The 13,937-nt window shown below is 45.2% G+C and carries 22 protein-coding genes; 3 read left to right on the top strand and 19 right to left on the bottom strand.

Going from position 1 to position 13,937, the window contains the following annotated elements:
• Window positions 1-211 precede the first annotated feature (211 nt).
• From AZ66_RS19860 to AZ66_RS19815, 10 genes are all read right to left on the bottom strand, one after another.
• Complete coding sequence (locus AZ66_RS19860) at window positions 212-865, bottom strand: HAD family hydrolase (protein WP_231586958.1); 654 nt, start codon at window positions 863-865, stop codon at window positions 212-214.
• A 55-nt stretch (window positions 866-920) separates the two neighbouring features.
• A complete protein-coding gene (locus AZ66_RS19855; protein WP_044356425.1) occupies window positions 921-1,454 on the bottom strand; it encodes a hypothetical protein in 534 nt (177 codons plus the stop codon).
• Between the two features lie 34 nt (window positions 1,455-1,488).
• Window positions 1,489-1,944, bottom strand: coding sequence for an NUDIX hydrolase (locus tag AZ66_RS19850; RefSeq protein ID WP_044356424.1), 456 nt, complete (start codon window positions 1,942-1,944; stop codon window positions 1,489-1,491).
• A 160-nt stretch (window positions 1,945-2,104) separates the two neighbouring features.
• Window positions 2,105-2,659: a GNAT family N-acetyltransferase gene (locus AZ66_RS19845; protein ID WP_044356423.1), complete on the bottom strand. Its 555-nt coding sequence runs from the start codon at window positions 2,657-2,659 to the stop codon at window positions 2,105-2,107.
• A 44-nt stretch (window positions 2,660-2,703) separates the two neighbouring features.
• Window positions 2,704-2,976 (bottom strand): GNAT family N-acetyltransferase, encoded by a 273-nt coding sequence (locus AZ66_RS19840; RefSeq protein ID WP_044356430.1) that lies wholly within the window; start codon window positions 2,974-2,976, stop codon window positions 2,704-2,706.
• Between the two features lie 42 nt (window positions 2,977-3,018).
• Complete coding sequence (locus AZ66_RS19835; protein ID WP_044356422.1) at window positions 3,019-3,369, bottom strand: hypothetical protein; 351 nt, start codon at window positions 3,367-3,369, stop codon at window positions 3,019-3,021.
• Window positions 3,370-3,574: 205 nt separating this feature from the next.
• A complete protein-coding gene (locus AZ66_RS19830; RefSeq protein ID WP_028531552.1) occupies window positions 3,575-3,778 on the bottom strand; it encodes a DUF4177 domain-containing protein in 204 nt (67 codons plus the stop codon).
• Window positions 3,779-3,835: 57 nt separating this feature from the next.
• Window positions 3,836-4,414 (bottom strand): GNAT family N-acetyltransferase, encoded by a 579-nt coding sequence (locus AZ66_RS19825; protein ID WP_044356420.1) that lies wholly within the window; start codon window positions 4,412-4,414, stop codon window positions 3,836-3,838.
• Between the two features lie 364 nt (window positions 4,415-4,778).
• Complete coding sequence (locus AZ66_RS19820) at window positions 4,779-4,979, bottom strand: DUF6199 family natural product biosynthesis protein (protein ID WP_044356418.1); 201 nt, start codon at window positions 4,977-4,979, stop codon at window positions 4,779-4,781.
• A gap of 44 nt (window positions 4,980-5,023) precedes the next feature.
• The gene (locus AZ66_RS19815; RefSeq protein ID WP_044356417.1) at window positions 5,024-5,662 is read right to left on the bottom strand and encodes a histidine phosphatase family protein; all 639 of its coding nucleotides are present in this window, start codon (window positions 5,660-5,662) and stop codon (window positions 5,024-5,026) included.
• 586 nt (window positions 5,663-6,248) lie between these two features.
• On the opposite strand from AZ66_RS19815, the gene AZ66_RS33395 reads away from it, so the two are divergent.
• From AZ66_RS33395 to AZ66_RS33845, 3 genes are all read left to right on the top strand, one after another.
• A complete protein-coding gene (locus AZ66_RS33395) occupies window positions 6,249-6,638 on the top strand; it encodes a threonine/serine exporter family protein (RefSeq protein ID WP_082061663.1) in 390 nt (129 codons plus the stop codon).
• A gap of 7 nt (window positions 6,639-6,645) precedes the next feature.
• Entirely contained in the window at window positions 6,646-6,816 is a 171-nt protein-coding gene (locus AZ66_RS33390; protein ID WP_082061662.1) for a threonine/serine exporter family protein, read from the top strand.
• Between the two features lie 127 nt (window positions 6,817-6,943).
• Window positions 6,944-7,261: a threonine/serine exporter family protein gene (locus AZ66_RS33845; protein ID WP_082061661.1), complete on the top strand. Its 318-nt coding sequence runs from the start codon at window positions 6,944-6,946 to the stop codon at window positions 7,259-7,261.
• 80 nt (window positions 7,262-7,341) lie between these two features.
• On the opposite strand, the gene AZ66_RS19800 is transcribed toward AZ66_RS33845, so the two are convergent.
• From AZ66_RS19800 to AZ66_RS32875, 9 genes are all read right to left on the bottom strand, one after another.
• Entirely contained in the window at window positions 7,342-7,866 is a 525-nt protein-coding gene (locus AZ66_RS19800; RefSeq protein ID WP_044356416.1) for a GNAT family N-acetyltransferase, read from the bottom strand.
• Window positions 7,867-7,996: 130 nt separating this feature from the next.
• Window positions 7,997-8,800, bottom strand: coding sequence for an aminoglycoside N(3)-acetyltransferase (locus AZ66_RS19795; protein ID WP_044356415.1), 804 nt, complete (start codon window positions 8,798-8,800; stop codon window positions 7,997-7,999).
• A 28-nt stretch (window positions 8,801-8,828) separates the two neighbouring features.
• A complete protein-coding gene (locus tag AZ66_RS19790) occupies window positions 8,829-9,650 on the bottom strand; it encodes a GNAT family N-acetyltransferase (protein ID WP_044356413.1) in 822 nt (273 codons plus the stop codon).
• A 175-nt stretch (window positions 9,651-9,825) separates the two neighbouring features.
• Window positions 9,826-11,307, bottom strand: a complete 1,482-nt coding sequence (locus AZ66_RS19785; RefSeq protein WP_044356428.1) for an amidase family protein — start codon at window positions 11,305-11,307, stop codon at window positions 9,826-9,828.
• Window positions 11,308-11,398: 91 nt separating this feature from the next.
• Window positions 11,399-11,578 (bottom strand): hypothetical protein, encoded by a 180-nt coding sequence (locus AZ66_RS19780; protein ID WP_036618547.1) that lies wholly within the window; start codon window positions 11,576-11,578, stop codon window positions 11,399-11,401.
• A gap of 89 nt (window positions 11,579-11,667) precedes the next feature.
• Entirely contained in the window at window positions 11,668-12,348 is a 681-nt protein-coding gene (locus AZ66_RS19775) for a prolyl oligopeptidase family serine peptidase (RefSeq protein WP_044356412.1), read from the bottom strand.
• Window positions 12,349-12,393: 45 nt separating this feature from the next.
• Window positions 12,394-13,215: a GNAT family N-acetyltransferase gene (locus AZ66_RS19770; protein WP_044356411.1), complete on the bottom strand. Its 822-nt coding sequence runs from the start codon at window positions 13,213-13,215 to the stop codon at window positions 12,394-12,396.
• A 36-nt stretch (window positions 13,216-13,251) separates the two neighbouring features.
• On the bottom strand, window positions 13,252-13,716 hold the full coding sequence (locus tag AZ66_RS19765) for a GNAT family N-acetyltransferase (protein ID WP_044356426.1): 465 nt from the start codon (window positions 13,714-13,716) through the stop codon (window positions 13,252-13,254).
• Between the two features lie 38 nt (window positions 13,717-13,754).
• Window positions 13,755-13,937, bottom strand: a 183-nt coding sequence (locus AZ66_RS32875; protein WP_044356410.1) for a hypothetical protein, incomplete at its 5' end; no start/stop codon positions are given.

Here is a 13,937-nt window from a genome sequence, read left to right as displayed (position 1 = left end):
ATCGCCCATACTGCCGGCTGAATATGCGATTGTTTTGCTGGACGCGGTATAAATGTGGAAATGGTTGAATCTTCACTAAAATGGTATAGCATCGCTGATCTCCTTCATATATTCTAGTTGTCTTCGTACTGTCTTGAATCTCATGTCTCCTCTATCATTCAAATCATATCTACTGTCTACCATGATATGATTTCTCCAAATCAGTTTCCAGCTACAATTCTAATAAATATAATTTGAGATCCAACAGATCTCGAATCATCGCATCCGCCTCTGCAGGTATCTCATAATACTTGTCTTCCTTCCAGATTGCAGTCATTCCAATTGCACGGCTTGCCCTCACGTCATTGTCCGGATGATCGCCGACGTAAATCGCTTCTTCTGCTCGAACAGACAGTTTATACAATGCACGATGGAAGATAGCTGGATCTGGCTTGCGTAGCCCTTCCCACTCGGAAATCAAGATACAGTCAAAATAGGCTTCAATGCCAAGACCCTGCACATTCGCATACTGAAATTGACCATATCCATTCGATAGCAACCCAAGCTTCAAGCCTTGCTGCTTGATGAGGTCCAGTACCTCCAGCAAATTCGGAAAGCCTATGCAGTGTCGGTGGAAATTCGTGATGTAATCCTCAAGTAATTCCTCCCACGACATGTCCAACCCACATTCCTGAATCATCTGCTGGTAAACTGCATCCTTCCATACATAACCCCGGCAATCCAGCTCGACAAATCGATTCACGAAGGCCTGCTTATCGATCTTCTGCAAGCCTCTGAATCTCACATATTGATCCTCAAGAAAAGATAGCAATGAGCTCTCTCGATCCAATAACGTACCATCCAAATCGAAGATAACAGCCTTCACACCGACACCTCCCGACTCGTACACCCGCTCATTGTAAACATCAACTATCACTCACTTATGAGAATGTAGTATGATTATTCACTTCCAACTCGATCAGTTCAACATGCTCCTCACCATAACTATCTGACCAACGCAATTTGACATAACTGCCAGCGAAGTCATCCTTCGTCATGGTCCGCTCGAACTCCGTAGGCTCGCTTTGAGTGGAGCCCAAGTGATCCAATTCCGATAATAGTTGCACACTGCCGTTCGTAGCTAGCATTCCACTCGTAAGAACTCCCTCTTCGCGTTCCCCATGCTTCTCGTAATATTCAATATAGAACGATGAGGAATCCTTAATATCCTTGGTGTCACCCAAGTAAGTCAATGATGCAGATCCTCTTCGTATCGAATTCGATGTTCGCATCACCTGATAATGACGAAGCTTCCAGTGCTCTGACTGCCCTCTTAACTCGAACACATCCAACGCAGGTTGCACAACTGTCTCATTTTCTTTCTCTTTCTCTGTCAAAAGGCATCCTATCGTGATCAAGTTTGTAATAAGCAAGATAAGCGCTATCCCCCATGCTGCTTTAGAATGACGCATCATGCTCAACCTCCGTGCTTCCGATTGTCATCTTCAATTACCACTTCTGAATATATCCCGCCTTGCGCAAATACTTCTCATTGAATGGATTCAACTCTGGAATCGGTTCATCAAGAGCGAAATACTTCACTTCCAAACCCTCAAGATCATTCACGACAGGTGTTCCCGTTACATCCAAAGCTTCATACACAGCAATTACATTATAGACTTCATCACCGTGCGGGTATTGGAAGTACATATCCGATCCAGACAACAGTGTAACAAATTTCATTCCTCCTGCACGAAGTCCCGTTTCCTCATAAAGCTCGCGATGCGCCGCTTCCTCCATCGATTCCCCTAATTCCATTGCGCCGCCTATCGTTCCCCAATCCAGAGTATCCGCCCGCTTTTGAAGCAATAAGTGGCCTGCTTCATTAAATACGAGTACACAGGCACCTACTAAAAGCAATGGCTTCGTACCTACAACTTTCCGCAATTCCGATATATATCCCATGTCTTTCATATCTCCTTTATGAACGCTGTGTTGTTAAGTAGAATGCTGAATATGAATATTAATCCCAAAATTAGGCATAATCATTATCCTAAAAACAGGAACCGATGTACATACAAAAAAAGCCATGCTTCCTTCGTTAAGATAAGCTGGCTGTTCTGGCTTACTTTGCATTTATGTAGTAGATGAGATGATCTGTCCACGCGTCATTTTCATATATAAATCCTTTTCGAATACACTCAAACTTCATTCCAACCCCTTCTGCACATTTGATTGAAGGAGTATTATCAAGGTTAATATGCGCCTCAATGCGATGATAATTAAGTTTGTCAAACGCAAAAGTAATTGCTGCAGCTACAGCCTCTTTTCCATAACCCCTTCTCCAGTATTGATTATGAATCATATAACCTAATCTGGCCCATTGAAAATCATCCCGCAATAGCGTAGAAAAATCGATGGCCCCTACATGGGCGTTGTCTTCTTTTCGAAAGATCCCGAAAAAATATAGTTTATCTTCGACAGCCAATCTTTGATGATTGTCTATCTCGAGTTGAAACCATTCTTCGGTGTATCTGCTCATCTCAACGGTGCCTTCATCATATTTGTGCTGTGCAGGCAGCCTATTTTCATATCCAGCTAGCCATGTGAAGTAGTCCTCTCCCTCAAGCGGTCTAATCACAAGCCGTTCTGTCTGTATACGGTTAGTGAACTTGTTCAACCAAACACCTCATTTTCAACTGAGATTTATTATGATAAAGAGCGCTATTTCTCCACGGCATACAGATAATGAAGCATATCTCCGATCTGATATGGCTTGACGAATTCTTTTATAACAGCCATCCCTAGATCCCATAATCCAAAGCCATACTCTTGATAGCGCGCGTTCTGCCGATCCAACCATGCTTGTACATCAGCATCCTCAAACTTGCGATCATAGGCATACATGACCTCTTCATCCTGCAGAATCTCGCATAAATCTGGATAATCTGCCTGGTTCATCTGCCGCAATTGCAGCAGCTCTGTTTCTAGTATCATCTCTGCCTCCCCTTAATGCTTCATTAGGATACAATAGCCAACCTACGCCCTTATTGCGATTTCGATCAGTTCCTGTTCAATACGATGAGCATCATCAAGATGGAACATATGAGCGGATTTATCCATCCAGATCAACCGTTTGCCAGCAGGGGCCTCCAACTCCGCGCAAAACGTTTCTACAAACTGCCCATGCACATGAACATCATGTCTGCCACGACAAGATACACCTGGCAACGGCAGACCAGGACCACCATGAAGCATAAGCAGGATAGGAAGACCTTCTCTTATCGATTGAACCAATATGTATTGTTCAATTCCACCGATCTGAACCTTCTCAATCTTATTGATGCCAGTATGAGGAATGTTGAACCCTCGTTTAGCTAACCATTTCATAGAGCTCCCCCTTGCAATCAGTGCGTTCCACGCAAACGGTACCAATAGCGATATGCCTCTTTGTACTGAAGCTTCTGATAGAGTTGCAAGGCAGGCGCATTGTTCTGTACGATGAGAATATAGTTGCGAGATGCCCCTAAGCCCAGTCGCGGTTTTATGAGAATCCAGGACTGGGCCAACTTTCATCAAATTCCTTATATGTACCTTACAAATAGACTTTTCGCTTGAATACAGCAATGATATCTCTGGACTGACCATGGGTGGTGCTCGTGTCGAAGCAGGACACTAACTCCCATCCTTCGTAGCCGGCTTCATTCAGCATTTGCTCGAAGCCATCTTCATCGACCTTGCCGCCCAGAAATCCTCCTGTCTTATATTTGATCGTACGATATTCCCACTTCGTATCCAACTTATCATCTCCCAAGATAGCCAAAATAACTGTTCTCGTAAATTATATCACGATACTTCAGACAGATGATGACGCCCCTGCTGAAACGCCATGTCTCTCCCGAAATTCTCGCGCTAGTATACTCATCAAAATAGAGTCGTGGTATTCATGATTGTAGTAAAGTGCTTCTCTCTGAATCCCCTCTTGTACAAACCCAATCTTCTCGTAGGCTCGGACTGCCCTTGCATTGTATGAAAATACAACCAATTCAATTCGATTGAGGTTCAGCATACCGAAGCCGTAATCCAACATAAGAATCATTGCTTCCGAACCGTACCCTTGCCCGCAGTCCTCTTCAGCGAATATCGCGATACGAATATGACCGCTCCGATTCGATGGATCCATATCCATAATCGCAATTTCTCCAATCGGCCGATCATCCTCCTGCAGCGCGATAACGAACTGTGCCCGTTCACGGTCAGATGCAATTGTATCCAAATAGTTTCGCAGTACTTCTCTGGAAAACAACTTTTTCGTACCAGTCAATCGGTTAGACTCCTGTTGGAGTAATGCCTCATAGTACCAATCTATGTCGTCACCAGTAAATGGACGTAAGTATATTCTTTTTCCTGCTATCCCTTTGCGTGAATTGCTCATTTTACGTCACCCTCTTCAGTATATTTAAAAGAAAAATAGTTATGTAGCCGTGTTCTTTGCTTTTCGAACTTCAAGTTCATTTTCGACCCTTTGCCGCAGCGCCTTTTCATTCAGCCCTTGCTGCACAAATTGAAACCGCGTGCCTGTTCTCCGCTGTACACGGTCTATGACTTGCCCAGAATGATACAATTTTCTCCCTCTGACTCCTGATCCCACAGCATTTCAGGTGAAATGCACTGAAGACATGACAACAGCTTTACTTGATAGTGGGAAACCAGTCGATGTTTGGATATCAACAGAAACTCATCTAACTGTCTATCATCCACCATATCTCCACCCTCATTTCCAGCTTCAATAGCGCCACTCAGACAATCATCCTGTAGATAAATAATCCTAGGCCTACGACCATAATGATAGCCCCGCCGATCTTGGTAAGCATGATGTAGTCATCACTGGGCCCGGAGTCTCCATCTACGGCCCACCCATGCTTCATCTCCCATCCGAATTCAGGAAAGAAGAAGCTGACAGCTCCTGCAATAATAATAAGAACAGCGAGAAAAGTCATAAGCAGCACGTCCTCCGCTTCACTTATTTGCCTTCATTTCGACCTTACTCTTGGAAAGAAGCCTGATAGTGACTTGTATCTCCATGCTGAACAATTACAGCTTGTGGTTCACCAGCAATAATCTCTACCTGACTGAGACTAGTTGGCTGAATGTGTGGCGGCTCCCAGAGTTGATCTGGAAGTCTGTGCTCAAAGTAAGCCATCAGCGTCTTCACGACAACTGTATGTGTCACGATCAGAATCGACTTGCCTTCGTTGTCCGCAATCATGGACTGTACATACGGCAGCACTCGATGACGAAGCTCTTCGAATGTCTCTCCGTTCACGCTCTTATATTCGGTCGGCTCATACCAAAATGCCTCGAACTGATCTGGATAGGCTCGCTGCAATTCATCTGCAAGCTGTCCTTCCCAGTCTCCCATATGAATTTCCTTCAACGCATCCGTACTAATAATCGGGATATCACGCTCCCCGCGAATGAGCCGTGCCGTCATATCCGTTCTGCCGCTGCTGCTGGCATAGATGCAATCAATCGCTGTATCCTTCATCGCTTCACCCAACCATTGTGCCTGCCTAACCCCAAGCGCCGTCAACGGGGAGTCCATATGCCCCTGCATGCGCCGCTCCACATTCCATTCGGTTTGGCCGTGGCGGACAATATATAAGGTTGTCTTCTTGCTCATCGCTATCACTCCTATTCGCGAGCCGTTACTCGTTCGAAGATTTTTTCTTGCCAAATAAAGCTACATCAGCCGCAAATGCAATGCAGATCGAGACTGGATACGACAAGATTCTACTATTCGTAAGATAGAATAAAAGAGAGGATAATATGCCCACGATCATGATGAAAAGCACAAGTCTGATTAGGTTCCACATGCCTTCCCTCCATTTGACTCGACTTCAGACATGGTTCAAACGTCAGATCTCACATGGATGTTCGCAATTGTTCAAAAGCAATCCTAGCACATACAACACAACCCGATCTGAGATACGGATGATCCTGGATCGGGCTTATCATGAGTAAATGCTGTTCCATTATTATACATACGAATCGCGATATTAGAAGTTACAAAATCGTTGTTCTGTCAATGCGCACTCGGAATATCGTGAACCGGCAGTATATCCCACATGTAAGGCATAACAACGCAGTATCATCCGATCACCGAGCTATGCCCTGCGATATGCATTCCAATCAAATTGCTGCAAGTCTTCTACTTGGAACGTTTCTCTTAGCAGTACGCCAAGTGAATAATTGCCTAATTCCTCTCGATAGCGCTGCTCGGCACGGAAAAATGCCTGCGGCAGTATGACTTAAATAAAATATGCGGCATTAATCAGATATCTCGGGACTTTGCTGCTGGCCGCGTTAGTCTTCAAGACATGCGGCATCGTCTATTCGCAATTGAAAGGGATGTGTGCAAGCTGAAGCTGTGGCACAAGTTCATATGCACAGCCTGCTTGAGTGGGAGCATCATTCTCCTATTTGGAGGATCATTCGTGGATATGCCAGCAGCCATATTCGCAGGCCTCGTTGCCTATTTCATGCATTCATGGCTGACACGAGCATTGCATGCGCCCTTCCTGCCTGAATACGGCGCCGCCTTGCTTGGCGGTGTGGCAGGCTACATAGGTTTTACTTATAGAGGGGGTGCATCTTGATCTCATCATGATGGGGGCAGTAGCTCCACTCGTACCGGGCATCGCTATCACGAATGCGATTCGCGATATGATGGCCAGACATTATATTTCCGGCATGATCGTGGCAATCGAAGCGTTGTTTACCGCTAACGCGCTTGGCGCCGGCATTGCAAGTGCATCTTATCTATTTCTTCGGTAAATCAGACAAAGAAAGAAGGGGCTTGACGATGAGAGATATCGCCATTCATATGATATTCAGCTTCCTAGCTGCTGTATCGTTCGGGGTTCTATGCAATGTGCCAAAGCGTTCGGTTATTGCGGGATGACTGATAGGCACGATCGGCTGGATCACTTATATCCAGCTCATTCCCCGAGGATTCGGTGTTTTTCTATCCAGCTTCACGTCTGCGTTTTTACTGGCTTTCGCTGCGAGGGCTGCAGCCAGCAAGTTCCGCTTGCCGATTACGGTATATGTCGTACCTGGATTAGTGCCGATCGTGCCCGGCATTACATTCTATGAGGCGCTTGGCAGACTAATTGCCGGCAGCGACTCCTTCTCAGGCTCCGGAATTGTGCAAGCTGCATTCGGAGCAGCAGGTATTGCTTGCGGTATAAATAGTATACTTTTGCTAAGACAGAGTTAACAAAATTGTTTTTTTCTTCTGGATATTTGTGTTTATTATGGGTGGATACGTTGAAAGCTTACATTTCTTTCTGAGAGATCCTATTCTACTACGGCTTCTGTCATTTTCCCATCTAGATTTTTAATCGCATGCACCGAATTATCCTGAATGATGCCTGTTTCTACAAAGCCAAATGAAGCGTATAATTCTTTAGCTATGACATTACTTTTATGATAAAAGAGGTCTACATATTGTGCTTCCCCATATGGCATATTTTCAATATCCATCAACATTTTTTCAAAGGCAAGCTTGCCATATCCTTTCCCCTGATAACTCTTATCAATCATAAAATGCCAAATGAAATAGGTCTTCTTCCCGTAATTAACTTCATTTTGAAATGATTCATGATCCGTCGTATCATAAATATACATCAAAAATCCAATCATCGTATTATTCGCATAAATAGCTAATGGAGAAGCTGGTATACCATCTGTGTTCAACATATGAGCGTCTGCGAAGCATCTAAGGTTAGTAGTTTCTAATATAAATTCTTTCTGGTTTTCTTCAACATCAAGCGCTATTACTTCATCTATGTTATCCCCGTCTATTTTTCGTAATTCAATCATCTTTTTATCTCTCCTCTCTAAGTCAAGCCACTTTCACACACGGCCTAAAACATTCCAAATATCATTTCCATAATTCTCAAAACATGCATCATTATCAACATCGATAGATTCAAAGAGGGGCTTCGTTCGCTCAGCGTCGATTTCTCTCCATCCACTGAACGGCATAATCAACAAGCTCTCGGACAGGCATTATCAATGCATCTGCATTTGCTATTTTCCCGCTGCGCACATAACCAGTATCACGGGCAAAGTCTGCCCCCAGCTTCTCAAAGTCATCGGTATCGAAGTCTACATCTTGATAGGCTACCCATGATTTCACACCGTCTACAATCATAGGAGACTTCAACACCATCATCTGCTTGCTCGCATAGTCAGCACGATACTCAGCCAAATGTATAGACGTATTATTGCTATGCCCAACGCCCAGCAGCAAGATCCAACCGTTTAGCTCGTACAGTTTCGCTATCGGAGACTGTTCACCCAGACAGTAATCGAGACTGTGATTCGCAATGATCCGATCCTTGTTCGCTCCCCACGCAGCAAAGGAAACCTGAGGGTGATAGCTGCGCACAACCCCGCTCTGCTTACGGAAAAGTTCTGGAATGATCCCCATCTCCAAGCACGGTGTAAATGCATTATCAAATGCTGGCATTTGCTCCCGAATCGGTTCCCACCACGATTCCGGAACAGGAGGGCATTGCCATGTCGATGGATCTGATAAATCCACGGTATGCGTTGGCATGACCAGAGTTCCCTCCTCACTTAGCTGCTCTTCGAGCGCCAGAATGACAGCTGATGGGCCGCCCGCTACCCAGCTGCCTAATGATTTCATAGAGGAGTGCAGAATAAGGTTCATCCCCGGCTGCACGCCCAGAGCCTCAAAATCTTTCGTTAATGTCTCAATCGTAAATAGTTCCCCGCTCATGACTTCCATTTCAAATCCCACCTTATCTGGTTACTCTCTATTTGCTCGTCCATGTTGTTCGTACGTAACCCATCTTCATTCCTACCCGCTCCATATTACGATGGCTTGGTGAGAGAAATGCGCACTGGCTAACGGCCAACCGACAGCCTTTCTTCGCTGCTTCTACGATTCTATGTTTCAACAGCCGGTTCTGTAATCCAAGCCTGCGATATTCCGGTAAGGTCGCCGCAAATGTAAAGGAGGCAATACTATTGTGCATATGCATGACACCTGCAGCGGCAGGCTGCTGATCAACATAAGCGACATAGAACTTCCAGCCCGGACGATGATATAAAATTCGATTATTCATCGCGACATGCGGGATTCCGCTATCCGGCAATCCAGTTCCTTTGCAATGAATCGCGGCATACATTTCGAAATCGTCTTCTTGCAGCTCAGCTACGCGAATGCGCTGATCATCCAGCCGATCTTCTGTATACGCATTCGGCTCTATCCCGATATACATGGATGTATGATGACCAGAGGGATACATACCTCGCTCTGACAATCGCTTTAGAAATGGGGCGTCTACCATCCCGGGCACAATTTCGAACTGCGGCTTTCCTCCTTGATTCGTGAAGAACTTCATCATATCGTCGATTCTATCTATATCCGCGCTTCTGCATCCTTTTATCGTGTTGAAGGTCGGCCAAGGCATTCCTGCACTAAAGTAGCACGCAGCCTCACCGAATCGCTGCAATTCTACAGTTTCTGGATTGCCCGATTTCTGTTGAATCGCAAGCATCCGATCCCACATATAATTGATTTCGGATTGTTCGATTTCATTGATTAGCTCTTCGGATGCGATGATGCTGCTCATTTTCTGTCCACCTCTAACTCTAGTAGATATCGTTATACTATTCACACAGATTCGAGACTGCAGAGCAGGATCAATACTCCAGCTATTATCCCCGTAATAGATCGCACGTAGATACATTATGTATCACTTGCAATGAATAAATATACAGCACCCTGTCCTCTACAAAAGAGACACTCTATTGTGGCCCTAACTGAGGAGCAACCCGATGCTTCGTAGCCTGTTCATAACCATAGGCCAGTTTCAGCAAAGTCGGTTCCGCATAAGCCCTTCCGACAAAGGTAACTCCTTGCGGCCCTTTCGTCGTATAGCCCCCAGGCGCTATAATCCCTGACTCGGCATATCCCGCCGGGATGGTGATGGATGGATACCCGGCCCGAGCAGCCAGCTCAGCGCCATGCTCATTGCCAAGGAAGAACAGTGCATCCAGTTGATGCTTATTCAAGATATCTTCGATTCCATGGCTAGCCTCCTCCTGATTGCGAGTGAGGCTTGCAAGATATTCTGGCTCCGTTAGCGTACCACTTGTCTCTTCTACCCATAGGAGCACATTCTGACCGTATTTCAAGGCAATGTCAGCGTGCGCTTCATTGTACGCAATTACCTCTTTAAGAGAGTGAACGGGCATCGTATTGTCCAATCGAGCTAAATAGTCATTTAGCGCTTTCTTGAATTCATATCGAAGTACATTGGAATCCCATTTCACATGCTGACAAGACAGCTCCACCGGATCAATGATAGTTGCCCCCTTGCTTCTCAATACCTCGATGGCAGATTCCATAATTGCTAACCTCGCTTCATCCAAGTCCTGATAATAAAATCTTGGAATCCCTATTCGCGCCTGCCCGATGAAGCTCTCATCTAAAAATGGTGTATAATCGCGATAAGATCGAGACTTACTTGTCTGAGTACATGTATCTGTCTCGTCGATCCCCGTTATCGCACCTAGTACTATGGCTGCATCTCTTACGGTTCGCCCCATCGGCCCAGCCGTATCCTGACTTACCGTAATCGGAATAATTCCGCTTCGGCTGACGAGTCCTAATGTCGGCTTAATGCCAACAATGCTATTTTGACTGGATGGAGAAATAATGGAGCCCGACGTCTCCGTTCCAATTGCTGCAGCTGTTAAATTCGCCGCTACCGCAACGGCCGATCCCGAACTCGACCCGCCAACAAATAATTCGCCTGGCCCGTATGGATTAAGCGTCAGCCCACCTCGTGAACTATAACCCGCCCACATTGTGCTTGACATAAAATTTGCCCATTCGGTCATATTTGCTTTTCCAAGAATGATCGCGCCCGCCTCACGAAGACGTGCTGCTACGTAAGAATCCTCTGGTGCGATCCATTCCGCCAGTGCGATCGAACCTGCACTTGTATGCAGCCTGTCATGTGTATCGATATTGTCCTTCAATACAATTGGGATGCCATGCAGCATCCCACGACATCCTCGTTCTTGCCGTTCTTTATCGAGTTCACGTGCAATCGCAATCGCATCCGGATTAACTTCCAAAATGGAACGAAGCTCCGAATCAACCTTACGGATACGTTCCAAATAGACGTTAACCAGCTCTTCCGCAGTCAGTTCTCCCGCAGTCATTGCCGCCTGCATACTTGTAATGTCTACTTCAATAATCCATGTAGATAATAATTTCATGTTCGATTCAACAACCTTCTCTGTCATGTCTTTTTCTAAATCTATCATTCTTGTTCTAACCATCTACTGTGTGAATATATGATGCATTCTTCTAAGCAGAGCCTGCACCAATAAACTGAATGACTCCGATTCCAAATGTAACAAGGAAAATAACGATGACTGCAATGATTACATACTTGAACCCTCGAATAAACCTCTGATTTCTCTCAAGCTGCTTCTCTACCTCCGCTAGGCGCTGTTCAAGGTCTTGCAGATTTACTTCCTTTGACATGTCTTCGTTCCTCCTAATGAAGATAATCTATTGGAATAAACCGGATGGGCAGCTGGTAAGGATGGTTGCTCGTTCATCGACTTAACTTATTACTCATTTGCTTCGCTTGATGAAGCAGACTTGGAATGGCTTAGGAGCCATTGATATAGCTCAGGATTTTGATAGGTTTCCGTCCATGAATCATGATTGGCATTCTGATATATGGTTAGCTTGGCATTGACGCCTGCCGCGTTAGCCGCATCTACCATTTCGCTCGATTTTTCAGCAGGTATGATATCATCTTGCGCACCATGGAATGCCCAGATTGGTGTATGCGTGAGCTGTACTGCTTGTTGTGGGTTCCCCCCTCCACAGATCGGCGCAATCGCAGCGAATTTATTGGGGTAATCTGCAGCCAAGTTCCATGTTCCAAAGCCCCCCATACTCAGACCAGTTGCATAGATCTTGCTTTCATCAATACGATAGGTTTCGCATACGTCATCCAGCAAAGCGATAATCGCATCGCGTTCGATTTCCCATAATGATTCTTCCGGGCATTGTGGAGAGACTATAACAAAAGGGAGTTTCTCTCCCTTCTCAGCCAACTTCGGCGGACCATGCCGCTTCACTAATTCGATGTCGTTCCCTCTCTCGCCAGCCCCATGCAGGAAGAGCAGCAATGGCCATTTCACCGCAGGTTCCACTTCATACTTGTCAGGCAAATATAATAGATAATTTATCTGTACTTGCTTCGTAATCTCACGCTGCATTCGATGTGATAATTGCGTCATTCATCATCAGCCTCCTGGTTTACATAATAGAAAGTACGTTCCCTACTACAGCTTATATTGATATCCCTTGTAGCTCATTTCTCTCTGGAACCCTATTCGCTCTGCAATTGCGCTCGACGGCTTATTCGATGCTGTACAGTCCCAGCACATCGATTGTCCTTGGGAAAACAAATGCTCCGCATAAGCATGAACTGCAATCTGCGCAAGCTTGCGTCCACGATATTGTTCTATCGTGTCAATTCCTAGTGCGTGAATGTGGCGGTATCGGAAGCCAGTCATACACAAGCTTGCGACGGTCTCATTGTGCATCACACAAAAACCGCCGCCTTCTTGTAGAAACTGCTCCGTAGATTCCCAAAAGTCCAGTAGTCTGGATTCAAGAAAAGAATGATTCCGAATACTCTTATTTTGCAGCAGTTCCTTCGTAACCTGGACAACCGTATAATCACCGTCAGGCAATTGGATTGCATCTTGCTTGTAATCCGGCAACATTAGCGAATATACATAAGATGTCCATGAGGACAACTCTCGATCGGCAAATATGTGCTCAATCGCTTGATTCCAACTTGGATGAGTGCCGATGCATTCTGCCCACCCCAGCCCTAATTCCATCGCTTCTTCACGTAGCACTTCATACATATAGACTCTTATGTCCCTATTGAAGGATGCATTAGTAGCGTCACCAACAAATAAAAAACCATCTAAATTGCCCTGCCACACCATTGCGGACCTTGGCGAGTCCGGATGATCGACAAATATTCTACCTGGGTTGGTGCCTGCAACGATCGCCTTCGGCTCCAGCATCGTTGTGCAATTTACTAGATCCTTGCATATATAAAATTGATCGCGCTCAAGCTCAACTATCATATGTATCTCGCTCTTTTCGTTTTGTTGATAGGTGTGTTAACGAATTCTCTTCTCTAAGCAGTAAAACGGAACATCCGAATGTGGGAAAATAACCGTCCCTCTTATTTCATAGTGTAAATGTTGATAGAATGATAAAGCCCTTTCATTTTTGGAATAGCAATCTAATCGAATGCTAGAAAGAGAATGGTTGCCTGCATACCACTCTGCAAACCCCATTAATTTCGTTGCTATCCCTAGTCCCTGCAATCCCGGATCAACCCCAAGGCGATATACAACAAGACACTCCGCATCCTGACCAGACTGCCATTGAATCGTCTCATACTCGGTAGGCTGACTACTGTGCAAGGTAATGACTCCACAAATCAAATCATCCTTAAAATAGGCATACATTGACCCACTGACTATACTTTGTTCTACCACTTCCGCGTTGGGATAATGTTCATCCCATTGATCGATTCCTTGAGCAATCATATGTGCTGTGCAATGCGAGAATAGCTTCATGATGTGGGGTAACTCCAACTTTTCAGCTAAACGAATGGTCACTTTATTTCCTTCTCTCTATTGGTTTGCACGAAATGTTGCAGTGATTTATTGCTCTCATTCGCATCTCCCCCACTTACCACTGTATTCCTCACTGAATGCGGAATTAACGATCCTGATGATAGGTATTCCGTCAATCGCATAACCCCAATATATCGCTTAAAAGTGGAAGATTGCTTGTG

Source organism: Paenibacillus sp. E194 (assembly GCF_000935845.1).
GTDB classification, from domain to species: domain Bacteria; phylum Bacillota; class Bacilli; order Paenibacillales; family Paenibacillaceae; genus Paenibacillus_B; species Paenibacillus_B alvei_B.
This window is presented reverse-complemented; position numbering and strand designations above follow the sequence as displayed.

Excerpts from the sequence above, each read along its gene's own strand:
- AZ66_RS33390 (WP_082061662.1), top strand. The coding sequence starts at position 6,646 with ATGATGGGGGCAGTAGCTCCACTCGTACCGGGCATCGCTATCACGAAT.
- AZ66_RS19770 (WP_044356411.1), bottom strand. The coding sequence starts at position 13,215 with ATGATAGTTGAGCTTGAGCGCGATCAATTTTATATATGCAAGGATCTA.
- AZ66_RS19840 (WP_044356430.1), bottom strand. The coding sequence starts at position 2,976 with ATGATACTAGAAACAGAGCTGCTGCAATTGCGGCAGATGAACCAGGCA.
- AZ66_RS19800 (WP_044356416.1), bottom strand. The coding sequence starts at position 7,866 with ATGATTGAATTACGAAAAATAGACGGGGATAACATAGATGAAGTAATA.
- AZ66_RS19795 (WP_044356415.1), bottom strand. The coding sequence starts at position 8,800 with ATGGAAGTCATGAGCGGGGAACTATTTACGATTGAGACATTAACGAAA.
- AZ66_RS19790 (WP_044356413.1), bottom strand. The coding sequence starts at position 9,650 with ATGAGCAGCATCATCGCATCCGAAGAGCTAATCAATGAAATCGAACAA.
- AZ66_RS19765 (WP_044356426.1), bottom strand. The coding sequence starts at position 13,716 with ATGAAGCTATTCTCGCATTGCACAGCACATATGATTGCTCAAGGAATC.
- AZ66_RS19815 (WP_044356417.1), bottom strand. The coding sequence starts at position 5,662 with ATGAGCAAGAAGACAACCTTATATATTGTCCGCCACGGCCAAACCGAA.
- AZ66_RS19780 (WP_036618547.1), bottom strand. The coding sequence starts at position 11,578 with ATGTCAAAGGAAGTAAATCTGCAAGACCTTGAACAGCGCCTAGCGGAG.
- AZ66_RS19835 (WP_044356422.1), bottom strand. The coding sequence starts at position 3,369 with ATGAAATGGTTAGCTAAACGAGGGTTCAACATTCCTCATACTGGCATC.
- AZ66_RS19855 (WP_044356425.1), bottom strand. The coding sequence starts at position 1,454 with ATGATGCGTCATTCTAAAGCAGCATGGGGGATAGCGCTTATCTTGCTT.
- AZ66_RS19850 (WP_044356424.1), bottom strand. The coding sequence starts at position 1,944 with ATGGGATATATATCGGAATTGCGGAAAGTTGTAGGTACGAAGCCATTG.
- AZ66_RS19785 (WP_044356428.1), bottom strand. The coding sequence starts at position 11,307 with ATGAAATTATTATCTACATGGATTATTGAAGTAGACATTACAAGTATG.
- AZ66_RS19820 (WP_044356418.1), bottom strand. The coding sequence starts at position 4,979 with ATGACTTTTCTCGCTGTTCTTATTATTATTGCAGGAGCTGTCAGCTTC.
- AZ66_RS19775 (WP_044356412.1), bottom strand. The coding sequence starts at position 12,348 with ATGACGCAATTATCACATCGAATGCAGCGTGAGATTACGAAGCAAGTA.
- AZ66_RS19825 (WP_044356420.1), bottom strand. The coding sequence starts at position 4,414 with ATGAGCAATTCACGCAAAGGGATAGCAGGAAAAAGAATATACTTACGT.